This window comes from Paenimyroides viscosum (genome assembly GCF_003858535.1).
In the GTDB taxonomy this organism is placed as follows: Bacteria; Bacteroidota; Bacteroidia; order Flavobacteriales; family Flavobacteriaceae; genus Flavobacterium; species Flavobacterium viscosum.
This window is the reverse complement of the sequence record NZ_RQTJ01000001.1, coordinates 41,797-64,752: the sequence shown is the minus strand read 5'-3', so window position 1 is coordinate 64,752 and position 22,956 is coordinate 41,797. Positions and strand designations below refer to the sequence as shown.

Here is a 22,956-nt window from a genome sequence, read left to right as displayed (position 1 = left end):
GTGTAGCGGTGCATTTTGAGAAAGGGGTTGCACCAATTTTAAATGCAAAAATGCGTTTCCGACCGAAGCGAGGAATTGCATTTTTGCCCGCCGATTTCGGCTTTTAGGCGACTTTTATCGGGTGGGTGCGGAAATCTTTCAGATTGTGAAAAAATCCTCTGTATTCGGTCATTCCTTTGCGAAACAAGTTCCACAGTAAAGAACAACCCATTTGTGTCAATGATGAATTGATAAACAAATCTTGGTGTTCCAATGCTTCGGCAAGTGAGCAGCTTGGAGTATTATCTTCTTGTTCCGATTGCTTCAACAATTCACCAAATTCATCGGTAACAAATGGCAGGCTTGCCACCGTTTGGTATTTCTCTGAATTGGGTTGCTTTATCTCTCCGATAGTAGATAGTAGCACTTGTCCTGTATCTTGGCTGTTGCCAAAGTCCAGCCAATATTTTGGCTCGTCTTGGTAGTGTCTGCGGTAGCTTGTTACTTTAAGAATTTCAGCAACGCCAAACCTCGCCTGTATATTATCCACACACGTAATGGTAATAGTTGCCCTTGATTTTTCGGGCAATTTGCCAAAATTGTCTTTTTTAAATTTTACAGTTTCAGCTTTCCAATTTGTTCCTGCCCAACGGTTGCAACGGTTGATTAAAGCAACGGATTTGTACAATCCTGTTTCACTATCTGCAAATCGCTGTCTGCCTAAATTAGCACTCGTGATAACATCATCATCCCAAAGGCGGACTTGCATTCCTGCGTGTCCCAAGGCTATCAAACTTTCGTTTATTTCCATTAAAGCGGTCAGTACTTTTGAGCCTGTGCCACCTGCTCCGATAAGGTTTACCGAAATCGGGTTTGTTGGATTGAGTAAATAGTTGTCCGTAAAATGGACTGCTGTTTTTTCTGTATTCATCACAATAGATTTTTAAGGATTTTGTTATTCTTTTTCAATACTTCTTTCGGAAAGGGTTTATCAGTATTGATAAGGTCTTTCCAAAGGTTTACAATGTTTGTTTTAGTCAAGTTTTCGGATAATGAATGGCTGAAATAGGAATTGAAAAAATAATGTTCCCACGCCTGTATAAATTCCTCAACCGAAGCCGAATTTTTAATGTCAATACCCACAGTACCCATACATACATTGCCCTTTTCGTAGATATTGAAGAAAGGTGGATAATGCAATGGCGTTTTCTCGGTGGGTCTTCTGTCATTTGCCAAAGCAAATACGGTAAGACTGCTTTTGCTCGCTAACCATAGCATTGGCGGTACTTGTGCCATTCCGTTAGGTATGCCCAAACTATCCAAAAAATACAGTTTCCGTTGTTGTGTTTTGGTGTACCATAATACTGTGCCTTTTTCAGCATTTGGATTGATATGCAGGATATTGGTTGGCAAAATCCCCTTTGGTTTTAAAAAGGCTTGGTTCTTTTCTTCATCGGTCTGTAAGGACTTAGCCAAAATATTGGCTTCTTTTACCGTTAATGGATGGGCATTGATAGGCGTTCCGTTGCTGTCCATATCGAAATGCTCCACATACACATCGGTTTCAGTACCTTTGGCTTCATAGAAAACCAATGCGGATTTCGGATAATACAATGTGCCAAAGTGGTCTGTTATGTCTGTTGTTGTGTTCATTTTTCTATCGTTTTGTATTCGTATAATAATCCACTCAAATCATTCAATAAACCAAACAAACGGTTCTCAAAATCAAGATTGGCTGTTGGTATTTCGCTTCCGTCAAACCGCTTGGAAATAGTAGGTTCTTCCATTGCTCCGTACTCGTTAAATTCATTGTTGATGGTATCTGAAAGGCTTTCGTATAACCAACCTTTGGTGTCTGCAATAAATGAAATGTATTTTTCCATTCCGATTATTTCATTTTCGTCATCATCATTATAAGGGTCTTTTTCGGGCAATGTGGCGTTTGTGAAAATGGTTACGTTCGGATAATTTTTAAGAAGTGCAAACGCATTGTGAGCCACTTGCCAACATTCCTTGTCGAACGTATCAACACTTTTAAATCGATTCAAACGCTGTTCAAATACCTTTAGATTGCTACGGTTGAATAGCTTTTGTTCAATCTTGTCTCCAATGTATTCGGCATTTCTTAACTCACGTTTGTAGCTTTCCGTTTCTTCCGTTTCCTCGTCCTGTTCCACCCAATCGTTCATCATTTCGTAAAGCCAATACAAGTAACTTTCTTCCTGTCTGTAATATGGAATTTGGGCGATGTGGCACAGATAACTGCATACCGATAGTAAAAGCTGTGCCGTCTTTTTACGCTTCGGGTCTTTGAGCATTTTAAAGAGCGGTGCAACGGGAATATAATAAAAGGTTGTACCTGTATTGTATCGTTCCTCACTTGTGAAGTAGGTTTTCTCACTGTCCTGAACCACTTTGAAGCCATCCCAATTGCTATTGGTACGTTTCACTTTGGTTTTCATATCCCACATAGCCAATGCCATATTGTAGGGAAAATCAAAATCTTGTGTCTCCATTGGTTCAATGCTGTAATGCTCGGCAAGTTTGGAAAGGGACTTGTAAAAATCCCCCTCCGTTTTCTGACAAGCCTGTGCGGATGGTGCTGTTTTCAGTTTAGGCAGAAACGTACACTTTAGAATACCATTGGTAGCATTGCTATGGGTACGGATTTCTGTTTGTCTTTCTGTACTTGGTTTGCGTCCTTTGGTCTTTGTAGCCAATTCGCGAACTCGCCCAACTGTCGGTGCAATTGCTGTTGCCGTTTCTGTTCGGGTATTGTGATAAATCCCGATATAATGTTGCGTTGCATAATTCATCGTTTTATTATTTTGGTTTAACCTTTTGTACCCATTACGCTCTCAAATTTATACTCGACTGTATCATCTTTTATTTGTGGTGCAGATACTTTTGCGGTTGTCAAAATCGGGTACATATTGGCGTAAAAACTCATTACGGCTTCCACGCTCCAACGTGGTTCAGGGTCGGTCAGTCTTATGTCCTGTCCTTTATCTTTGAGTATAAAAACTCTTTCTAATTGCGTTGCTAATAACATAATGTTCTGTTTTAATGATTACTATTCGTCTTCATCTTCGTCCGTTCCATCAATAGGATAATCGGCAGTAATTTGCTCTATTGGTGGTTCGGGTTTTGCTTCGTCCATTGCTCCGAAAAGGCTCGGTGTGGCAAACTTGTCGGATAATGACGTTTTGCGTTTGCGTATCTCGTCCGCTTTTTCGGGAAACTCCGTTAAATCGGGTACTTTTATCCACGCTTCACGGAATTTGCCTTCTTTTTCCAACTCGTCCGCCTTTGCCATAGCATCTTTAAAGTTCTTGTCTTTGGCTTCTTTGTCCTTTATCGCTTTCTCGGTTTTTTCCTTTTCTATTGCCGATTGTGCTTTGGCTTCGTCCAATTGCTTTTGGAATTTTTCCATATCCACCATTAAGCCCGATACCTTTTGTATGGGTGTAGTTATCTGCTCAAAAAATCCCTCGTCAAACTCCTGGGGCGTGGCGTTAAATGTCAATGGGGGAATTAGATTTTTTGCACTATCTCCACACGCTTCGTTGTTGAGCAATACCGTTACAATTAGGTTGCTTTCTATTCCTTTTGAAATGTTCAGTTGCAATACTCCCGTAAAGTCCAACTGCTGTATCTGATTGAAAAAATTTGTATTCATCGTTCTTAAATTTTAATTGTTATTACTTTTTTCTTTTTTAAGTTTCTCGTGCATATCTGCCCAATATTCCTGTCTTTCCTTGTCTGTTTCTGTTGGTGGGTCGTGCTGATATTCTTTATACCAACCTGTTTGTTGGATAGCTTTTATGAGGTCGGTAACTTCAATCCAATTCCCTTTTTTATCTATGATTTTCATCGTACTTGGCTTTAAGTGTTATTTGCTGATTTCCGCTATTTGGTCAATCCTACCATAAATGATACTTCTAAGACTTGTTTTATCGGGAGCGTTGTATTCTGCTCAACTGCCGTATTGCTTTACGATATAGGATTTTAAAACATCCTCAAATCCAAAGCGATAACCCATAAGCGGTACGGCTCTTTTGAAATAGGCGTTTCGGTTTACTGCTTCGGCAAGCCAATTTTTTTCGGCTCGGTTCAACTTGTCGCCTTTGTTCAGCTTTTCCCTTAATTGGTAAATCTTTGCATTTTGCAGGGTTGCCAATTTGGGTACATCTTGGCGTACAAACTTTGTGGCTATTGTTTTTGTTTCCATTGCCTTTGGTTTTTAAGTTTCTTGAATTTTAATTTTCCGCTCCAACAAGTTTTCTAATATCTCGTAATCGCTTTCGTAAGCATTACCCTCAAAATGGTAGGTATCGGTTTCTTCATCAAACTCGTATTGCTCAAAATCCACGTCTTCCAAATAAACATCTGTGAGTAGCTTGTCATAAAATGTTGCCCTGCCATATACAAGATTGCCCATTTCTTCATAGTCGTGTGTGAAATTCACTTCGTAATGCTCCGCTATCTTTTGAATGATTTCCATATTTGGCGACCACTTTGTTTCATACTGAAATTGTCCTTCATCGCCTTCGTTCCAATAGATATTGAAGAAATAACCTCCACTATCTTTAGAAATAAATTCGGGTAATTGTCCCTCTTCGGTTTTTTCTTCCTTTTCCTTCATTGATTGAAAGAGTTCCTGTATCGCTGTGATTGCTTCGGGAGTTCCCTCGAATACAACCGTGTTACTGCACCAATTTGCCATAATGAATATTTTTAGTAGGCTACCACCGATTAAAGCGGTAGCCAATTGTTAATTAGTTAAGGTTTAGAATTTCGGCACCGTCCAATGCAAAATCATTACACAATTCAAATGCTTTCTGAGATTTGAGTTGGGCAGTACCACCCAATACAATGCTCTGCAACTTGGCTTCATCGTTTTTGTAATTCCGTACATTCTGATAGTAGCCTGTAACCGCATTATATGCTCCGAACAATGTACCTTTAGTAGTGTTCATTTGTTGGGTGTCGCTTATCATCGCATACGCAAAAGCATCTTCAACGGTGTTTTTGAATACGGTGGAGATTTCATCTTCTGCATCTTTTTTGATTAGGTCAAGCGTTTCTTTGTTCGGGCAAAGTGCCAATTGGATTAGCTTTTTAACCTCTCGGTCTGTTACCTTTACTTTTGCCCACTCATTAAAAATGCCCTCTAATTGGTTGCTCAATGTGTTTGCAAGTCCCATAATCTTGTGAGCGTTCTCAATACGTTGTTTTGCTCCCGAAGTGTGTTTGATGCGGACAACGTTGGTCATACTGCGTAACGAAGCGTTTAAGGTGTTTTGGCAAACGATACGGATTGGTGTAAATGCGGCTGTGATACTTCCGCTACCATCGTGCGAAGTCGTTAGGAAAATGTATTTTTCCGTTACATCATCGCCATTGCCTACACGGATATAGTCAGGCAGTTTGGCTGTGATAAAAATACGTTCTCCGTTGCCTAATGCTCCTGCGGTTTCGTACAGAATGCCCTCGCCACCACCTACAATGGCATCAAAAAAATTAAAGGCTTCACGGTTTTGTACGATATGGTAATCCTTGCCGACTACACCCAATACTTTATTGTTATCGGTGCGTATGTTGGCGAAATAGTTGGGTACTTCCAATTCACTACTACCTATCTCTATGCCGTTGCTGGTTTCGATAATGCCCGAACCTTTGGTAAATAGTGGGGATTTTACGACTTCGTAATCTAACCCTGCGTGTTTGATAGCTTCCTCGCTTGTCGGGTATTGCTCCACGATTTGCCCCAAGTTGTGCCACGATTTTTGTTGTACGCTAAAAAATGAATAACGTCCTGTTCTCTCGTTGAAATTGATATTATGTGCCATAATGTTAGAAATTTTGATGTTAAAAAATGATTGAATTTTCTTGATTAAAATGGGAGGTCATCTTCTGCCTTGTTATTGTTTGTGCTTGTGGTAGCTTGTGCTGTTTCCGATTTTTTGCCACCTCCGTGCAATTTGATTTGAGAGGTATGGAAATTCAGTCCTGCTCTTGGTTCTCCATCATTACCTGTCCACGCCCTTGTGCTTACTCGTCCCGATAGTTCTACCAAAGCACCTTTTGTGAGTAGCTTGGCTACATTCGGGGTTATCCAATAGGAGCAATCGAAATAGGTTGTTTGCTCTATGCGTTCGCCCTGTTTGTTACGGTAGCTGTCGTTGGTCGCTACTGAAAAGTTTACTACTTGTTTGTCCTGTGACGTTGTACGTACTTCCGCATCCCTTGTCAATCTTCCTGTGATGTTCATATTCTTTAATTTTTAGTTATTGATTTTGATTTTTTTAGATTTATTCGGCAATGAGAGGAGGTACTGTTTCGTTTCATTACCATTTCCAATGTTTTTAATCTTCATATCTGACATTTTTTTTATTCGTTTAAAGAGCCGGAGTATGCTATGTTTCGTTTCACGAGCATAAAAGGTTCGTGTTTAGCAGTACCAAGGTTTTGGAAAAAAATACTACCCAACGGGTGGAGATTATTTTCCAAACTTGCTTGACCTTTGTGATGCGTTAAGAACACGGAAATACCTTTGCTCTTGAAATGGGACAAAAAAGCATACGGGTCTTTGGATAAAATGACTGTGGAAGCCAAGAAGATGGCATTGAGAAATGGTTCAGAGTGAATTGAAATAACACTTCCAATTCGCTGAATTTTTAAAACACTTTTTTAAAGCTTTGGGGCTATCAAAGCCACACTAACAGAGGATTAAAATATTGTTTTTGTGTGGAAGGAGTAGATGGCAACATTTTTTAATCTTCTGTTCCAGAATTAGCCAAAAGCTCTTTTACAGAAGGGGAATAGGAAAGAAAAGTAAATGTGCTTTGGCTATAAAAAGTATGGACATAAAAAAAGCAGAACCAGTAAGTTCTGCTCGTTATTATCAAATTGTGATCGACTATATGACCTGTAAAAACGCTTCTTCAATCTCCTTAAATTTAGGAGCTACCAAATCCATATCCTTACTAATCTTTTGGCTGGTAATCTTAGCATATATCTGTGTAGTAGAAATGTTTTTATGCCCCATCATTTTGCTAAGGCTCTCCAGTGGTACACCTTCGGTCAAAAACATTGTTCCAAATGTATGTCTTGCGGTGTGAAAGGTTACTTTTTGCTCTGTAATTATTTCCGCTTTTTCAATCAATTTACTGATGTGGGTATTACAGGTTACATTAGTTGGAACCGGGAAGATAAATTCATTCCTTGTAGTACCTTGATATTTCTCAATGATGCGTTTAGGGATTTCCATTAACCGAACATTGGAAGCAATATCTGATTTCTTTCTTCTGCTGATGATCCATTGATGACCGTCAAAGAAAGATTGAATGTTGTTCATTGTCAGTTTTTTAATATCTGCATAGGCAAGTCCGGTAAAACAACTGAAAATAAAAAGGTCTTTTACTAGTTCATACCTTGGGTGTGGCGGTACACACATCATAAGTTTTTCTACGTCTTCTTTAAGAATATAACCCCTGTCGGTTTCTTCCATATTAATTTCATAATCTTGAAACGGATTATAACGTATTAACCCCTTTTTAATAGCCAATTCCACTAAACTTAATATAGGCATTGTGTAAACCCAAACCGTATTATGTGTAGACTGCAAATTGTACCGGAGATAAAAGTCAAACTCCCTAATAAAATCTCCAGTCAGTTCCCTAAAAGCCATATCATCACGATGATAGCGTTCTTTTATAAAAGTGGTAAGATGATTGTAAACTGTGATGTACTTTTTGTAGGTGCTTTGTGAACGTTCTTCCTTATCAACCAATTTTTTAAAACCCTCATTTTGATCATTGAAGACTTTTAGTATTGCATCATCCATTACACCAACACCCAAGAATGAGAGCTTTACTTTTTGGGACGTAGCAAAGCCCTCGTGCTTCAGCATATCTTCATAAATCTTGTCGATACGCCCCCGTATGTTATCCAATTTTTGGTTGATGTTCAATGCGATGGCACTCTTGCCCAAAACTCTTCCGTGTTTTAAATCCCAATTATTGGAGTTAATTTCTAACTTTGTCCCGAAAGTTTTAGGTGTTCCGTCAATAGTAATACGCGCCATAATCGGGGAATTACCGTTCTTTTTTGGTTCGTTCTTTTTCAAATAGAAAAGCAGTTTGAACGTTGATTTTTTTGTCTGCGTCATAACTCAAATGTTTAATGTTTAAAATTAATTTACAATGAGTTACAAGGGAATATAAAAAAGGGTGCAAAACACTGAAATAAAACCAGTTAAGCTATATAGTTACCTTTATCAATCGGTAACGGATTAGTAACCTAAGCTTGTCATTTCAAGACCAAAATCTATCAGACACCGAGTTCCAAACTAGGACTAATCTTTTACAAAGCATTGTATAGTAACGGTTTTAATCGTTTTGCTTAACTTTGCTTTTTACTAATCTTTTTTCTTTAAAATTATAAAAGACATGGAAACAAATAATGAAGATTTTCAGAAAAGCAAAACAGAAATTAAACCAAAGAAATCTAATAAAGGCTTATATATTATATTAACGATTTTAAGTATACTTGTTTTAATATCTGGAATAATTTTTTATCTAGGATATCAAAAATATAAAGAAAATAATAATTCTGAATTAGAATATTCACAAAACCGCATAGATGCCATCAACGGTATTTTCTCTGTAGCTCAGTATGAAAACATTCCGGAAAACTACCGCGAACATATTTACAATTTTTTAGAATATAACAGCTACTTAGACGGCACATACTTTTTAACCAAAATAGCCGATCGAGCAAAATCGGTTTATGCTTTTGGTGATTTCACCGATGACGATAATGACGAAGACGATTTAGCGGTCTTATTTGAAAAGAATGACTATACGAGCAGTATGCTGGTTATTTTCAATCACAAAGGCGAAGGTTTGTATATTAAACATTTTGAAGGCGAACTTCCGGTGATTAATTCCTTTAAAGTAGGTGCAAAAATCTACGAAAACGAAGCCAAACTTACACCTGCTTCTTGCGGAGGTTTAATAATTAAAACTGATTATAGAAAAGAAGCCTTAGTTTATAACTAAAAAACAAAGAAATTCAATTCGCATTATCAATATACCGAAGATGATATCAGGTCGATGAACGAACCTGAAGAATATTATGACGAAGGTTACGAAGAAGAAACTACTGAGGCTGCATCAGAAGCATCAATCATCAACTCTATAAATCAAGATAGCAATTAAGCTATCTTTTTTCTTTTAACATTGTAGGAAAATAGAAATTACTTTATTACATTAGTTAATATCAAAAAGACACTGCCACTAAATAAAGGTACAGATTTTGATATGTTAAAATAAAAGAACCCTAAATATTATAAAATGGACGACAATTTTTCACCAAGAGTAAAGGAAGTAATTACCTTTAGTAGAGATGAAGCTTTACGTTTAGGGCACGATTATATTGGTACAGAGCATATCATGCTTGGTATTTTGCGCGAAAGCCAAGGCGAAGCTATCACGATATTACAAAACTTATCAATTGATTTGGAATTTCTTAGAAATCGATTTGAGGCATTGATTCCAGAAAACCCTAATAAGCTTATCAACACAGATAAAAAGAACATTCATCTTACAAAACAAGCCGAAAACGCTTTAAAGAGAGCGTTTCTTGAGAAAAAACTTTACAAAACCGATGTAATAAATACGGGACATATTCTAATGTCGATACTTAGAAATACCGAAGATCCTACAACCATTCTTTTGAATCGTTGTAAGGTAGATTATGATAACTCAAAAGAAGAGTTTGTAAGTTTATTGTCTAGTTCAGAATCTTTAAGTGAACAGCCACGTAACAGTGCATTTGACGATGAAGGAGGTGACAGTATGTCAGACAACTTCAACAATCCGTCAGCACAGAACAAAGCAGGCAAAAAATCTAAAACTCCAGTATTAGATAATTTTGGTCGCGATTTAACGGAACTAGCTGAACAAGGAAAATTGGATCCTGTTGTGGGTCGTGAAAAAGAAATAGAGCGTGTTTCGCAAATCTTATCGCGCCGTAAAAAGAACAATCCGTTGTTAATTGGTGAGCCTGGTGTGGGTAAATCTGCGATTGCCGAAGGTTTGGCGTTGCGCATTATTCAAAAGAAAGTATCTCGCATTTTGTTCAACAAACGTGTGGTAACTTTAGATTTGGCAAGTTTGGTTGCTGGTACAAAATACCGCGGTCAGTTTGAAGAGCGTATGAAAGCCGTTATGAACGAATTGGAAAAGAACGACGATATTATTCTTTTTATCGATGAAATTCATACCATTGTTGGTGCCGGCGGTGCAACAGGTTCATTAGATGCTTCAAATATGTTTAAACCTGCATTAGCTCGTGGAGAAATTCAATGTGTTGGTGCAACAACGTTAGACGAATACCGTCAGTACATTGAAAAAGATGGTGCATTGGAACGTCGTTTTCAAAAAGTAATTGTAGAACCTACAACAGAAGAGGAAACAATTACTATTTTAAACAACATTAAACCTAAATACGAAGATCACCACAATGTAATTTATACGCCAGAAGCTATTGATGCCTGTGTAAAATTAACAAGCAGATATATGAGCGAGCGTTTCTTACCAGACAAGGCTATTGATGCGTTGGATGAAGCAGGATCGCGTGTACATATTACAAATATTGATGTTCCAGATGATATTTTAAATCTTGAAAAAGAATTAGAAGAAGTTCGTGATAAAAAATCAGATGCTGTTAAACGTCAGAAATACGAAGAAGCTGCGGCTTTACGTGACGATGAAAAACGCATTGAAAAAGATTTAGCAGTTGCACAAGAACGTTGGGAAGAAGATTCTAAAAACAATAAAATCACCGTTACCGAAGAGCATGTTGCTGATGTAGTTTCAATGATGACAGGCATCCCGGTAAATAAAATTGCGCAAGCCGAAAGTAAAAAACTGGCGAAGTTACCAGATGCTATTAAAGGAAAAGTTATTGGTCAGGATGAAGCGGTGGCAAAAATTGCAAAATCAATTCAAAGAAACCGTGCGGGCTTAAAAGATCCTAACAAGCCAATTGGTTCGTTTATTTTCTTGGGTCAAACGGGTGTTGGTAAAACACAGTTGGCTAAAGTTATCGCAAAAGAAATTTTCGATTCTGAAGATGCTTTGATCCGTATAGACATGAGCGAATACATGGAAAAATTTGCTATTTCACGATTAGTTGGTGCACCTCCGGGTTACGTTGGATACGAAGAAGGCGGTCAGTTAACAGAGAAAGTGCGCAGAAAACCATATTCGGTTATTTTGTTAGACGAGGTTGAAAAAGCACATCCCGATGTTTTCAATATGTTGTTACAGGTTTTAGACGACGGACATTTAACAGACAGTTTGGGTAGAAAGATCGATTTTAGAAATACGATTATTATCATGACATCGAATGTTGGTGCTCGTCAGTTGAAAGATTTTGGAACAGGCGTTGGTTTCGGAACCAAATCTAAACAAGATCAACAAGATGATTTAACAAAATCGGTTATTGAAAACGCACTGAAAAAAGCTTTCGCTCCTGAATTTTTAAACAGAATTGATGATGTGGTTGTGTTCAATGCATTAGAAAAAGAACATATTCACAAGATCATCAACATTGAAATTGAAAAACTGTACCTGCGTGTGATGGCTTTAGGCTATCAGTTAGAATTAACGCAAGAAGCATTAGATTTCATTGCAGATAAAGGTTTTGACAAACAATATGGAGCGCGTCCGTTAAAACGTGCCATCCAAAAATATGTAGAAGATTTATTGGCAGAAGAAATCATCAATGGAAATATTCAGGAGAACGATGTTTTATTAATGGATAAAATTAAAGACGATGAAGCTTTAAAGGTTACTATTAAAAACGCTAATTCATCGTTAAAAAAATAAAACAATTTATTTTAAAAGCTGTTTAAATAGCAATTATTGGTCGAGCTGAACTTGATAAACTGCGATGAATTCGTAAACTCTAGTTGGCTTCTCATAATTTTGGTTTCAGAATAATGAGATTACGGATCAAGTCCGTAATGGCAGAATATAATGTTTTTTAAACAGCTTTTTTATACCTTTTAATCAAGAAAAAGGCTATGAATCAAATCAGAAAAATTAAGCGTATTGGTAATGTAATCAGTATTTTATCAAAATACGGATTCGATGATATTATTGCTAGAACAAGCGCACAGAAATATTTACCTAAAGGTTTTGTTCGATCTAAACGTGGCGAAGAAATTTTTAAATTAAGCGTATACAAACGTGTTCGTTTAGTATTAGAAGAATTAGGACCAACGTACGTAAAACTGGGGCAAATGTTCAGCAATCGCGAAGATATTTTACCACCCGAAATGATTGCCGAATTAGCTGAATTACAAGATAATGTTCCGCCAGAAGAATTAGACATTGACCAAAAAATAGCCGATGAACTACTTATTAACCCAACAGATCATTTTGAATACATCAACCCCACTCCTATTGCTTCTGCTTCTATATCCCAAGTATATGTTGCGCGCTTAATAAATGGTGAAAAAGTAGTAATTAAAGTCAAGAGGTCTACAATTGATGAAATCATCAAATCAGACATCATGATTATGAAGGATCTGGCTAAAATTCTTGAAAAAAATTATGATGCTGCCAGAAAAATGAGTTTAACGCAGCTGATAAATTCGTTTGAAAACAATATGTATCGAGAATTATCGCTTACAAACGAACTGCATAATATAGAAAAATTCCGAAAAAACTTTAAAGAAAGACCAGAAGTTTACGTTCCAAAAACGTTTAAAGAGCTATCAAACAATAACATTTTAACCATGGAATTTATCGATGGTTTTAAGGTTAATAATAAAGATAAAATTTTAGAAATAGGTATGCAACCTAAAGATGTTGCGCAAACGGGTATTGTTTTGTTTATGAAAATGGTTTTAGAAGACGGCTTTTTTCATGCAGATCCGCATCCGGGAAATGTTTTTATCATGAACGATCAAAAGTTTTGCTTTATTGATTTCGGATCTATGGGTCAGATCATGAAAGGCGATATGGAATTACTAGAAGAAATCATTGAAAACTTTTTATTACAAGACGCTAAAAAAATTATTCGCCTAACGAAACGCTTAGCAATTGATTACCATATTGAAGATGAAAAAACATTAGAACGCGACATTTATGATATTTTCCACATGTTGGAACATACCGCATTAAACGAAATAAATGTTGCAGATATTGTTGCCAAAATAAAGTCTATTATGGCAAACAACCATGTTTTAATGCCCGAATTTATTTATTTATTATTACGCGGAATATCTATTATTGAAGGAATTGGGAAGCAGTTAGATCCTGAATTAAATGTTATGGAAAGCATTAGACCGTATGCAAATGAATTAGCTTTAAAAAAATATGGTCCAAAAAAGATTGCGCAAAAGTCATTAAAACATTTAAAAATTCTTGCAGCAAACCTGCAAAATTTACCAGATGATTTAACGGTTTTATTAGAAAAAATTAAAGACGACAAGTTAAAAGTTAATTTTGAAGTAGAAGGCTTGGAAGATATGCGCAAAACCCTTCAAAATGCTTCAAACCGTTTAACTTACGCCATTATTATTGCGGCTTTATCTATTGGGTCGTCTATTTTAATGATGGCGAAAATTCCGCCGCTTTTCTTTGGCAATTCGTTTTTAGGATTAGTAGGTTTTTTAATTTCGGGAATTTTAGGCATCGTCATTATTTATTCTATCTGGAAAAAAGACAAATAGTTTTACAAAACACCAACTTTTAGTACATTTGCATTATGCAGAAAAGTATAAACATATTAAACAAGCGCGCCAAATTTGAATTTGAGTTTATTGAAAAATATACGGCAGGAATTGTTTTGGCTGGAACCGAAATAAAATCGATACGTTTAGGGAAAGCTTCTATTGCAGATAGTTTTTGCGAGTTTCAAAACGGCGAATTATTCATGATTAATTCGCATGTAGAAGAATATTCGTTTGGAACTCATTACAATCATAAAGCAAAAAGCGAGCGTAAACTGCTTTTAAATAAAAAAGAATTAAAATCGTTAAATAAAAGTGTGCAGAATAAGGGTTTAACCATTGTGCCACTGCGTTTGTTTACAAACGAAAAAGGCTTGGCAAAAGTTGAAATTGCTTTGGCAAAAGGTAAAAAACTGTACGATAAACGCGAAACCATTAAGGACCGTGACAACAAAATTGATTTAGCCCGATTAAAGAAAGCTTATTAGGAAACTAATAAGCTTTTTCTGATTTAAAGATCATAATTACAAAACTAATAATAGAACCAACAAACGCTAATGCTATATCTTTTTGTGCATCCCAAACATCGCCTTGTGTTCCTAAATAGGTATCACCGTGTTCTGTAAAAAATATGTCGGCAACAAGCCATTCAATAACTTCAAAACCTCCACTTAATGCAAGAACAAACACAACTGGAAGATAAATCGAAAGACTTTTTGGGTATTTCAACCACTCATTAAAAAACTCTTTTAAAGGGAGGTATAATAGTAAACCAAACGAAAAATGAACTATTCTGTCATATGGATTTCTACTCAAATCTAAAGTATCTTTAAGCCAATAGCCCAATATATTATCGGCATAAGTATATTTTGAACCATATACATGCAAACACATAAACAGCATTATTAAAAAATAACTACAGGTTGTAAAACGATAATATCTGTATGTAACAATTAATGCTAAAACAGAAACGAATGTTAATATATTTTCAATCCACCAATTTGCGTAATCGTTCGTTCCAATAAAAGAATCAACCCAAACTACACAAAAAATAATTGTAAATAAAAGTAGTGATTTATTAAATGATAGTTTCATAATTCGTTATAATGTTATGTAGTTCGCACTAACCTTAATTTATTCTTATGAACGTAAAATAGTTGTAGCATCGGCTTGTGCTTGTGGCAGAATTGTAATATCGGCTATTTGTACATGTTTAGGCTGATTTATTGCAAAGGCAATATTGGCTGCAATATCTTCTGCTTTTAAAGGTTCGTATCCTTTGTAAACATTTTCGGCTAACGTTTCATTTCCTTTAAATCGAACCAAAGAAAACTCGGTTTCAACAGCACCCGGAGCTATACCTGTAACTTTAATTCCTAAAGGAAGAAAATCTAAACGCATACCTTTTGTTAGTGCCTCAACCGCCCATTTTGATGCGCAATAGGTAGTTCCGTTGGTGTACGCCTGCTTACCAGCAATTGATGAAAGATTAATTATATGAGCGTTTTTAGAATTTTTTATAAAAGGCAAACATGCTTTTGTAACGTAAATTAGCCCTTTTACGTTAATGTCAATCATTGCATCCAAATCATCTAAGTCTGCATCTTGAAAACTAGCCAAACCATGCGCATTGCCCGCGTTGTTAACCAATACGTCGATATTTTGCCATTCAACAGGTATCGAGTCAAATGCCGCAAAAACTTCTTCTTTCTTTGCAACATCAAACTGTAATAACAATGTTGGTGTATCTTTTAACTGCAATTGAAGTTCTTGTAACCTCTCTGCCCTTCTTCCACACAAAATTAATCTGTTTCCTTCGGCTAAAATTTTTGCAGTTGCATAACCAATTCCCGAACTGGCACCTGTAATAAGTATTGTTTTCATTTTTAACGAAATTTTTTAGCAAAGGTAAAACACATTTTTAAATTACGGTTTGTTTTAAGCCCTGCATAATACATGACCACAAATAATTAAAGAACGATTTTTCTATGGTACGATCAACCGGCTTTATATCTACTTTTTTAAATCCGTCTGTATCAGATCTAACCACCATATTTGCCGCTGCCGTTAACAATTTACGTTTTTTATTTTCTTTATTAAACAACGTCATTTTAAGATTTTTAAAATCCATGGCATATTGCCCGGTTGCTGTGTTGTTATTACCACTGAAATTAAACGACATACGGTCTATTGTTCCGGTTGCTTGTACTTTAAGATAAGGTTTTAAAAACGGATTCATTGCCGGAGCCGGGAAATTCTTTAATTCGCCATTAATATTAAATTTTTCAGATTTATCCATAATATCAAACTGCCAACTAGCAACCAAATCACCTTGTTGCATAAATTTAGTGTTTACAAGAATTTGAGTTTTTGGTCCGCTATTACGTTTATATCCACTGTAAATATTTAAAGCCGTTAAATTAAAATTTACAAAAGTAAGTTTACCCGGTTGCGTTGTGGTTGCAGTATCTTCTTCATAAGTAAGTTTAGAGTTTTTAATTTTAAGCGTTTGCACTTCAAACGGAAAATCTACATTACGCAATCTGTAACTGTACAAATGGTTTTCTTTCGGGTTTAGTGGAACAGTTATATCGCGGTAAATATGTGCGTTTAAATTATTTAACGCTACTTCTTTAAATTTGATGAAGAAATCGTTTTGAGCTGTAAAACCCCAATTATAGTCATTAAAATTAATAATATCTGCCGATAAATTGTAGTAATCTTGTGCGTATTTTAATTTAGCAGCATGTTGTTTTCGACTCATTTTTGGTGTCATTTTAAAACTTTTTACAGATGCATTATATTCTTTTAGCACAATTCCACCTGCATCAATAACATAATCTTTACCTGTATCGTATTTTATTTTTCCTGTTGATAAATGAGGATTTTTGTATTTAAATGGAACATTTTCTAAAACCGATTGATCATCTGCTTTAATGTCGTTTAATGTAAGATTAAAGTTAGAAACCGTTAATTTATTGTACTTGTTTAATTTATCTTTTAAGGTATAATCTGCATTATTTACCGATACTTTATTGATTATAATAAGATCGTTTAATTTACTTCTTTGATTCGTTTTTTTAGTAGGGTTTTTCTTTGGAACATGGACAAACTGCGGATTATTCAACTGAAATTCATCTATTAGCAAGTGTTTTTTTACTTTGTTCGATATTTTTTTGATCTTGATATTTACATTATTTACATTTAAAATTCCCAATGAATTAAACGTCGATTTTTTAATGTCAATTTCATTAATATCTAGTTGAAATGGGATTAAAGGTTTAATAACCTTTTCGGCATCTTTTTGCACTTGTTGTAAAACGGTTTGTTCTTTTTGATCTAATATATTTACGTTTATAGAATCTATAGAAATTGTTTCTATTTTAACAAATAAATCCGAGTTATGATAACCCCAATCGGTATTTTTCAATGTTAATTTAGGTACATCAACTAAAATTCGAGTGTTTGTTTCGGTACTATTTTGTTTAAATTCTTTAGATGTTTTATAAGGAAGCATTCTAAAATTAGTTACCGAAATATTGTCTTTATCAATTTCAATTTCCTTAGATTTTATAATTTGTAAATCGTTTACCAAGCTGTAAAGAGAATCAATTTTAAAATGATAATCGGTATACGTAAACGGAATATCTTTTTTAGCAGTATATTCACCCATGTGAATTCCGTTAACCTCTGCGTTAAAATTAAAAACTTCATGCAATAAGGTATCGTTACCGGTAGTCATCATTTTTAAATGCGCATTTTTAACGCTTATTTTATCAATATCAATTATTGATGATAATTTGGACGCACTTTTCAAAGTATCGCGTACTGCAGGTTTTAAAACAGTAATATCGGGATCTACTATAGAAATTGTAAAAGCTTTTAGATTTTTATTTTTTATAAGTTCGTAGAAATTTACCCCCGATACACTTACACGACCTATTTTTCCAAAAAAGTCAATATCTTTTTTAATATCTGTATCTTTCTTAGGGGTTAATTCTACATTTTCTATAGACAAACTGTTGCTGAAGATAGAAAAATTTATATCGTTATAAACAAGATTATATGCGGTATCGTTTTTATCTTCTAATATTTTAGGAACCTGGTTTTTAATGATAACATTTATTGCAACGTTTACTAAAACTGCCAACAATAATACCGACAAGGCAATAATACCTATGATTTTTACAGGTTTGGTGATTTTCATAAACGTACATTTTTTATTAAATGTAGGAAAAAAAATCTGACTTTAAAGAAATTTAACTATCATATGTTTTTGCAATTTTTTCAATATTCATGCTTCTTGCACTAGCATCAAAAATTTCTTTGTACACACCGTTTTGCTTGTAAATTTCTTCATGTTTACCTACTTCGGTTATCTTACCCTCTTTCATTGCGTAAATAATATCGGCATCTATGATCTGTGAAATACTGTGCGAGATAATAACAACCGTTCTATTTTTCTTGATAGCATCTAAACTATTTTTAATTTGTTCGGTAGCAATAGCGTCTAAACTTGCTGTGGGCTCATCTAAGAAAATTATTGGCGGATTTTTTAAAAACATTCGTGCAATGGCAATGCGTTGTTGTTGCCCGCCCGATAATGCTGTTGCTTTGGTTTGATACTGATCTGGTAATTTTGTAATTTGTTCGTGTATATAAGTTTGTTTTGCGGCTTCAATTACTTCCTCGTCTGTGGCATTTACTTTTCCATAGCGGATATTATCTGCAATTGATCCATTAAAAATATGATTCTTTTGAAGTACCAAACCAATATTCTCCCGTAAAAAATGGGTATCATAATCTTCTAACGGAATTCCATCTAAAAGAATTTCACCTGAAGATGGAACATAAAATTTATCTAACAGATTAATAATGGTACTTTTTCCAGCACCCGACAAACCTGCTAATGCTGTAATTTTATTTGGTTGAATATCAATATTAATATCAAAAAGTGCTTTAGTTCCGTTTGGATAAGCAAATGATACATTATTCAATTTAAAATGACCTTTTAAGTCGGTATTTTTAACGATACCCGATGCTTCTTTTTCTTGATTTGCTTCTAAAATTTCAAAATAACTTTCAGAATAAATCATGGCATCGTTCATTTCATCGTAAATTCGGTGTAACTGCCTAATTGGTGCCGATACATTGTTAAACAATAAAATATGAAACATAATAGTACCAATAGTCATGCTACCATTAAGTACAAAATAAGCTGTTAAAATAATAATGATTACCACGCCGAATTGTTCAATAAACGATTTCAATCCGTCAAAAAAGAAACTGGTTTTGCGTGTTTGTAATTGGTTGTTAGTTAATTCGTTTTGAAGTTGCAACTGCTTTTTTGATTCGATATCTTCTCTGTTAAACGATTTAATTACCGTAATAGAATCAATAATACTAATAATTCCTTGCGATTTAGATTCACGAAAGCCACGTAAATTTCTACGCCAACCACTTAATTTCTGTGCTTGTTTTTTTGTAACTATAAAATAAATTGGCACAATACACAAACCTACCAAACCAACATAAAAATTTGCCTGAAACATAAAAAATAAGGCAACAATGGCATTTGCAAAAAGCGGTAAAATATCAATAAAAAAGTTTTGAACCAAGCGTGTTAAGCTTTCTATTCCTCGATCTATACGGGTTTGTAACCTACCGGCTTCATTATCGTTAGCTGTAAAGAATGATAAACGATAAGTTAATATTTTTTCAATAATTTTTTGTGCTAAATCTTTAGAAATATATATTCGTAGTTTTTCACCGTAATATTTTTGTCCAAAAGTTATAAAAGCATTTAAAATTTCTTTACTAATTAATACAATAGAAATAAAAAGCAGTAATTTTAAGCCTAACTGTAACGCATTTTGTTGTGGAATAATTAAAGTAAGCTCATCAACCGTGTAACGTAAAACCCAAGCGTTAATTTGTGCCGTAAGTGAACCAATTAAAGTTAACAATAAAGTAGCTGTAACTAAGGTTCGGTAAGGTTTTACATAGGGTTGTAAATTTTTAAATAAAGTTGAAATTTTCATTTTTATTTAAAAATAAGAAAAGATTGCCAAGTAACCTCGGCAATCTTTAAATAAATATGAAATACAAAGTTTAATTTTGTAATACACCAAATGTATTGATAATTAATTAATTACACAAATATTTTTTAAAAATGTCTGATATAAAACTGTTAAAGATTAATGATTTTAAAAATAAAGAGTCCGAAGTATCTTTTTATACTAATACAATTAACAGTCATTTGCAATTACATCACACACGTATTGAAAAGCCTCACAAACATAATTTTTATGCTGTTTTTTTGTTTATAAATGGATCTGGAAAACACGAAATTGATTTTAAAAAATACGATGTTAAACCAGGATCGGTCTTTTTCTTGTATCCTGGACAAACACATTCTTGGGAACTTTCAGACGATATTGAGGGCTATATTTTTTTTCATACCGAAGATTTTTATGAAATGGCTTATGTAACAAATTCTATTAAAGATTTTCCTTTTTTTGAATCGAGTTATTCTGATAAATGTATTTATTTGAATACGGAAAATCGTGAAATAATAGAAGATCTTTTTAAGAAGCTTTTAATTGAATCAAACAAAAATGAATGGAAACAGAAGCAATTAATTTTATCATATATCACTCAAATTTATATTTATTTAAATAGATTTATAGAACATGAAAGTATTATAAATTATACCGAATTAAGACATTATCAATCTGTCTTCTCTAAATTCATAAAACTGTTAGAAGAACATTTTACTAGAAAAAAATCAGCAACCGAATATGCTGATTTATTGAATATTACACAAAAACACTTAAACAGAATAGTTAAGTCTATCACCCATAAAACAACTACCGAAATTATAACCGAACGAATTGTTTTAGAAGCTAAACGACAGTTACTTTATACCGATAAAACCTTAAATGAAATTGCTTTAGATTTAGGTTTTACAGATTATACTTATTTTTCGCGATTGTTTAAAAAATACGTTACTATTACTGCTTCCGATTTTAGAAAAAGCTATAGGAAAGAATCATAACTTTTAAAGTTCATCTTCTTCTTTAAAAAATAAATTTAACCACATTAAGCGCGACATACGGTAATTAAATGTAGATAATAACAGTACAACTAAAACAACCGCTAAGAAAATACTTAAAAAACCTACGTTGAACAATAATCCCAAAACAAAAACTGCTACCATTTCTGCAACCGTTAAAGCATAACTCATGTACATACCGCCAAAGTAAAACCCAGGTTCACGATGAAATGAGTAATTGCATTTTGAACATCGCTCATTCATAACCGGCATTTTAAACAAAAACGGATTCCCTTTTGCTTTAAAAACTTTTGTTCCGCCACATTTAGGACAAGTACCATCTAAAACTTTACTTACGTAAGACATTTCTTATTAATTTTGTACAAATATACGGCTATTTACCGTTGTAAACAGTTTCAAAAAAACGCAAATAATTGCACAATTCAGACATTTAACTAATTTTTACATGAATATAAATTCAGCAGAATCACCTTGTTTTATTTCTTTTAAAAAAGATGTATCACAGATAAAATTACCTGCAAAATTAAATTTTCCGTTTTATTATGATGTGCATCCTTTGTGTGAAATTGCTGCTGAACAAGTACAGTATTTCTTAGAAAAAACAGATGATTTACAACATAATTTCGGTTTACATACAACGAATAATTTAGCACCAATTGGTAAAATGTTTGGAGTTTTAGTTGTTGAAAATAAAGGCAAAATAGGTTTTTTAGCTGCTTACTCTGGCAAACTAGCAAATAGTAATTCGGTTGCATTTTTTGTTCCGCCTGTTTTTGATATGCTTACAGATAACAGTTATTTTTTACGGAAAGAAGATGAGTTAAATGCCATAAACCGTGAAATTGAAACATTGGAAAATAATTCTGATTTAAAAAATGATCAAAAAAAACTTACTGATTTAAAAATAATTGCGGGATTAGAAATTGATTCTTTTAAAGAAAAAATAAAAATCAATAAACAATTACGAAAACAAGATCGTGCCTTAAAAAAGGAAATACTTTCAATTGAAGAATACCAAAAATTTGAAGCTGATTTAATCAAACAGAGTTTGTATGACAAACATTTGCTGAAGGAATTAACCAATACTTTTGAAACAGAAATAAATTCGATCAAAAAAGAAATTTCAATCTTAACAGATCAAATAGAAATATTAAAAAATCTTCGCAAAACAAAGTCGAACGCATTACAAAACTGGCTATTTACAAATTACACTTTTTTAAATGCCGAAAGTGAAGAAAAATCATTGCTCGATATTTTTAAAACAGCACTTCACTCCCAACCTCCTGCTGGTGCTGGCGAATGTTGCGCGCCAAAATTATTTCAGTATGCGTACAAAAATAATTTAAAACCCATTGCTTTGGCTGAATTCTGGTGGGGACAATCGCCAAAATCCGAAGTACGCAAACACAAGCAGTTTTATCCGTCGTGCTGGGGAAAATGCGAGCCAATTTTAAGTCACATGTTGAAAGGATTGCAGGTAGATGAAAATCCGTTTTTACAAAATCCGGCAAAAGATAAAGAACTGGAAATTGTTTACGACGATGCTTATCTTGTGGTTATCAACAAACCTGCCGAATTTTTATCGGTTCCGGGCATCAATATCACCGATTCGGTGTATGAGCGTATAAAAAATAGGTATCCGCAGGCAACAGGTCCGTTAATTGTACACAGGTTAGATATGTCCACTTCCGGGTTAATGGTTCTTGCCAAAAATAAAGATACGCACGAAAATCTTCAAAAACAGTTTATAAAACGCAAGGTTAAAAAAAGTTATATTGCTTTGTTAGATGGTGTAATTGAATTAGATTCTGGAAAAATTGAACTGCCTTTACGTGTTGATTTAGACGATCGTCCACGACAAGTTGTATGTTATGACTATGGAAAAATGGGCATTACAGAATTTAAAGTATTATCGAAAACCGAAAATTCAACCCGAATTCAATATTTTCCAATAACAGGCAGAACGCATCAATTACGTGTACATTCTGCACATAATTTAGGGTTAAACGCACCTATTAAAGGCGATGATTTGTATGGAACAAAAGCAAACCGTTTACATTTGCACGCACATACACTGGAATTTTTTCATCCAATAACAAAAGAATGGGTTTCTTTTCAGGTAGATCCTGCTTTTTAAGCAAATCAACCT

At 34.3% G+C, this 22,956-nt stretch carries 22 protein-coding genes; 6 read left to right on the top strand and 16 right to left on the bottom strand.

Annotation, left to right across the window (positions count from 1 at the left end; translation table 11 throughout):
* Positions 1-103: 103 nt before the first annotated feature.
* The 11 genes from EG242_RS00320 to EG242_RS00265 form a co-directional block, all read right to left on the bottom strand.
* On the bottom strand, positions 104-910 hold the full coding sequence (locus EG242_RS00320) for a PRTRC system ThiF family protein (RefSeq protein ID WP_124897938.1): 807 nt from the start codon (positions 908-910) through the stop codon (positions 104-106).
* Positions 910-1,632, bottom strand: a complete 723-nt coding sequence (locus EG242_RS00315) for a PRTRC system protein B (protein WP_124897937.1) — start codon at positions 1,630-1,632, stop codon at positions 910-912. The genes EG242_RS00320 and EG242_RS00315 overlap by 1 nt, the downstream gene beginning before the upstream one ends.
* The gene (locus EG242_RS00310; RefSeq protein ID WP_124897936.1) at positions 1,629-2,795 is read right to left on the bottom strand and encodes a hypothetical protein; all 1,167 of its coding nucleotides are present in this window, start codon (positions 2,793-2,795) and stop codon (positions 1,629-1,631) included. Before EG242_RS00310 ends, EG242_RS00315 begins: the two co-directional genes overlap by 4 nt.
* Before the next feature lie 17 nt (positions 2,796-2,812).
* Positions 2,813-3,031: a PRTRC system protein C gene (locus EG242_RS00305; protein WP_124897935.1), complete on the bottom strand. Its 219-nt coding sequence runs from the start codon at positions 3,029-3,031 to the stop codon at positions 2,813-2,815.
* Between the two features lie 21 nt (positions 3,032-3,052).
* On the bottom strand, positions 3,053-3,658 hold the full coding sequence (locus EG242_RS00300; RefSeq protein ID WP_124897934.1) for a PRTRC system protein E: 606 nt from the start codon (positions 3,656-3,658) through the stop codon (positions 3,053-3,055).
* Positions 3,659-3,670: 12 nt separating this feature from the next.
* Positions 3,671-3,853 (bottom strand): 3-isopropylmalate dehydratase, encoded by a 183-nt coding sequence (locus EG242_RS00295; protein ID WP_124897933.1) that lies wholly within the window; start codon positions 3,851-3,853, stop codon positions 3,671-3,673.
* Between the two features lie 102 nt (positions 3,854-3,955).
* Positions 3,956-4,210 carry a molybdenum ABC transporter ATP-binding protein gene (locus EG242_RS00290; protein ID WP_235831837.1) on the bottom strand — a complete coding sequence of 85 codons (255 nt, stop codon included), beginning with the start codon at positions 4,208-4,210 and terminating at the stop codon, positions 3,956-3,958.
* Positions 4,211-4,222: 12 nt separating this feature from the next.
* Positions 4,223-4,705, bottom strand: coding sequence for a DUF1281 family ferredoxin-like fold protein (locus tag EG242_RS00285; protein ID WP_124897932.1), 483 nt, complete (start codon positions 4,703-4,705; stop codon positions 4,223-4,225).
* A gap of 52 nt (positions 4,706-4,757) precedes the next feature.
* Positions 4,758-5,831: a DUF932 domain-containing protein gene (locus tag EG242_RS00280; protein ID WP_124897931.1), complete on the bottom strand. Its 1,074-nt coding sequence runs from the start codon at positions 5,829-5,831 to the stop codon at positions 4,758-4,760.
* Positions 5,832-5,875: 44 nt separating this feature from the next.
* Positions 5,876-6,253, bottom strand: a complete 378-nt coding sequence (locus EG242_RS00275; protein WP_124897930.1) for a single-stranded DNA-binding protein — start codon at positions 6,251-6,253, stop codon at positions 5,876-5,878.
* Positions 6,254-6,901: 648 nt separating this feature from the next.
* Positions 6,902-8,152 carry a site-specific integrase gene (locus tag EG242_RS00265; RefSeq protein WP_124897929.1) on the bottom strand — a complete coding sequence of 417 codons (1,251 nt, stop codon included), beginning with the start codon at positions 8,150-8,152 and terminating at the stop codon, positions 6,902-6,904.
* 280 nt (positions 8,153-8,432) lie between these two features.
* Here EG242_RS00265 and EG242_RS00260 point away from each other — a divergent pair, with 280 nt between their 5' ends.
* The 4 genes from EG242_RS00260 (at position 8,433) to smpB (ending at position 14,220) form a co-directional block, all read left to right on the top strand.
* Entirely contained in the window at positions 8,433-9,044 is a 612-nt protein-coding gene (locus EG242_RS00260; protein ID WP_124897928.1) for a hypothetical protein, read from the top strand.
* 294 nt (positions 9,045-9,338) lie between these two features.
* A complete protein-coding gene (locus EG242_RS00255; protein ID WP_124897927.1) occupies positions 9,339-11,879 on the top strand; it encodes an ATP-dependent Clp protease ATP-binding subunit in 2,541 nt (846 codons plus the stop codon).
* Between the two features lie 197 nt (positions 11,880-12,076).
* Complete coding sequence (locus EG242_RS00250; RefSeq protein ID WP_124897926.1) at positions 12,077-13,732, top strand: ABC1 kinase family protein; 1,656 nt, start codon at positions 12,077-12,079, stop codon at positions 13,730-13,732.
* 35 nt (positions 13,733-13,767) lie between these two features.
* On the top strand, positions 13,768-14,220 hold the full coding sequence (gene smpB / locus EG242_RS00245; protein ID WP_091519086.1) for an SsrA-binding protein SmpB: 453 nt from the start codon (positions 13,768-13,770) through the stop codon (positions 14,218-14,220).
* Between the two features lie 4 nt (positions 14,221-14,224).
* Here the strand turns inward: smpB and EG242_RS00240 are convergent, their stop codons facing one another.
* From EG242_RS00240 to EG242_RS00225, 4 genes are read right to left on the bottom strand one after another with little or no spacing between them, the layout of a single operon-like run.
* Positions 14,225-14,827, bottom strand: coding sequence for a DUF2238 domain-containing protein (locus EG242_RS00240; RefSeq protein WP_124897925.1), 603 nt, complete (start codon positions 14,825-14,827; stop codon positions 14,225-14,227).
* Positions 14,828-14,872: 45 nt separating this feature from the next.
* Positions 14,873-15,616, bottom strand: coding sequence for an SDR family NAD(P)-dependent oxidoreductase (locus EG242_RS00235; RefSeq protein WP_124897924.1), 744 nt, complete (start codon positions 15,614-15,616; stop codon positions 14,873-14,875).
* Positions 15,617-15,653: 37 nt separating this feature from the next.
* Positions 15,654-17,939, bottom strand: a complete 2,286-nt coding sequence (locus tag EG242_RS00230) for a hypothetical protein (protein ID WP_124897923.1) — start codon at positions 17,937-17,939, stop codon at positions 15,654-15,656.
* Between the two features lie 52 nt (positions 17,940-17,991).
* Complete coding sequence (locus EG242_RS00225; RefSeq protein WP_124897922.1) at positions 17,992-19,773, bottom strand: ABC transporter ATP-binding protein; 1,782 nt, start codon at positions 19,771-19,773, stop codon at positions 17,992-17,994.
* A gap of 131 nt (positions 19,774-19,904) precedes the next feature.
* Here EG242_RS00225 and EG242_RS00220 point away from each other — a divergent pair, with 131 nt between their 5' ends.
* Positions 19,905-20,789 carry an AraC family transcriptional regulator gene (locus EG242_RS00220; protein WP_124897921.1) on the top strand — a complete coding sequence of 295 codons (885 nt, stop codon included), beginning with the start codon at positions 19,905-19,907 and terminating at the stop codon, positions 20,787-20,789.
* 3 nt (positions 20,790-20,792) lie between these two features.
* Here the strand turns inward: EG242_RS00220 and EG242_RS00215 are convergent, their stop codons facing one another.
* Positions 20,793-21,152 (bottom strand): DUF983 domain-containing protein, encoded by a 360-nt coding sequence (locus tag EG242_RS00215; protein WP_124897920.1) that lies wholly within the window; start codon positions 21,150-21,152, stop codon positions 20,793-20,795.
* A gap of 100 nt (positions 21,153-21,252) precedes the next feature.
* On the opposite strand from EG242_RS00215, the gene EG242_RS00210 reads away from it, so the two are divergent.
* Positions 21,253-22,944 carry an RluA family pseudouridine synthase gene (locus EG242_RS00210; RefSeq protein ID WP_124897919.1) on the top strand — a complete coding sequence of 564 codons (1,692 nt, stop codon included), beginning with the start codon at positions 21,253-21,255 and terminating at the stop codon, positions 22,942-22,944.
* Positions 22,945-22,956: the final 12 nt, after the last annotated feature.

What these genes read in the sequence shown, in the direction of transcription:
- EG242_RS00210 (WP_124897919.1), top strand. Translation starts at nt 21,253, where the DNA reads ATGAATATAAATTCAGCAGAATCACCTTGTTTTATTTCTTTTAAAAAA.
- EG242_RS00295 (WP_124897933.1), bottom strand. Translation starts at nt 3,853, where the DNA reads ATGAAAATCATAGATAAAAAAGGGAATTGGATTGAAGTTACCGACCTC.
- EG242_RS00215 (WP_124897920.1), bottom strand. Translation starts at nt 21,152, where the DNA reads ATGTCTTACGTAAGTAAAGTTTTAGATGGTACTTGTCCTAAATGTGGC.
- EG242_RS00225 (WP_124897922.1), bottom strand. Translation starts at nt 19,773, where the DNA reads ATGAAAATTTCAACTTTATTTAAAAATTTACAACCCTATGTAAAACCT.
- EG242_RS00315 (WP_124897937.1), bottom strand. Translation starts at nt 1,632, where the DNA reads ATGAACACAACAACAGACATAACAGACCACTTTGGCACATTGTATTAT.
- EG242_RS00300 (WP_124897934.1), bottom strand. Translation starts at nt 3,658, where the DNA reads ATGAATACAAATTTTTTCAATCAGATACAGCAGTTGGACTTTACGGGA.
- EG242_RS00250 (WP_124897926.1), top strand. Translation starts at nt 12,077, where the DNA reads ATGAATCAAATCAGAAAAATTAAGCGTATTGGTAATGTAATCAGTATT.
- EG242_RS00320 (WP_124897938.1), bottom strand. Translation starts at nt 910, where the DNA reads ATGAATACAGAAAAAACAGCAGTCCATTTTACGGACAACTATTTACTC.
- EG242_RS00220 (WP_124897921.1), top strand. Translation starts at nt 19,905, where the DNA reads ATGTCTGATATAAAACTGTTAAAGATTAATGATTTTAAAAATAAAGAG.
- EG242_RS00255 (WP_124897927.1), top strand. Translation starts at nt 9,339, where the DNA reads ATGGACGACAATTTTTCACCAAGAGTAAAGGAAGTAATTACCTTTAGT.
- EG242_RS00265 (WP_124897929.1), bottom strand. Translation starts at nt 8,152, where the DNA reads ATGACGCAGACAAAAAAATCAACGTTCAAACTGCTTTTCTATTTGAAA.
- EG242_RS00240 (WP_124897925.1), bottom strand. Translation starts at nt 14,827, where the DNA reads ATGAAACTATCATTTAATAAATCACTACTTTTATTTACAATTATTTTT.
- EG242_RS00310 (WP_124897936.1), bottom strand. Translation starts at nt 2,795, where the DNA reads ATGAATTATGCAACGCAACATTATATCGGGATTTATCACAATACCCGA.
- smpB (WP_091519086.1), top strand. Translation starts at nt 13,768, where the DNA reads ATGCAGAAAAGTATAAACATATTAAACAAGCGCGCCAAATTTGAATTT.
- EG242_RS00230 (WP_124897923.1), bottom strand. Translation starts at nt 17,939, where the DNA reads ATGAAAATCACCAAACCTGTAAAAATCATAGGTATTATTGCCTTGTCG.
- EG242_RS00260 (WP_124897928.1), top strand. Translation starts at nt 8,433, where the DNA reads ATGGAAACAAATAATGAAGATTTTCAGAAAAGCAAAACAGAAATTAAA.
- EG242_RS00285 (WP_124897932.1), bottom strand. Translation starts at nt 4,705, where the DNA reads ATGGCAAATTGGTGCAGTAACACGGTTGTATTCGAGGGAACTCCCGAA.
- EG242_RS00305 (WP_124897935.1), bottom strand. Translation starts at nt 3,031, where the DNA reads ATGTTATTAGCAACGCAATTAGAAAGAGTTTTTATACTCAAAGATAAA.
- EG242_RS00275 (WP_124897930.1), bottom strand. Translation starts at nt 6,253, where the DNA reads ATGAACATCACAGGAAGATTGACAAGGGATGCGGAAGTACGTACAACG.
- EG242_RS00290 (WP_235831837.1), bottom strand. Translation starts at nt 4,210, where the DNA reads ATGGAAACAAAAACAATAGCCACAAAGTTTGTACGCCAAGATGTACCC.
- EG242_RS00235 (WP_124897924.1), bottom strand. Translation starts at nt 15,616, where the DNA reads ATGAAAACAATACTTATTACAGGTGCCAGTTCGGGAATTGGTTATGCA.
- EG242_RS00280 (WP_124897931.1), bottom strand. Translation starts at nt 5,831, where the DNA reads ATGGCACATAATATCAATTTCAACGAGAGAACAGGACGTTATTCATTT.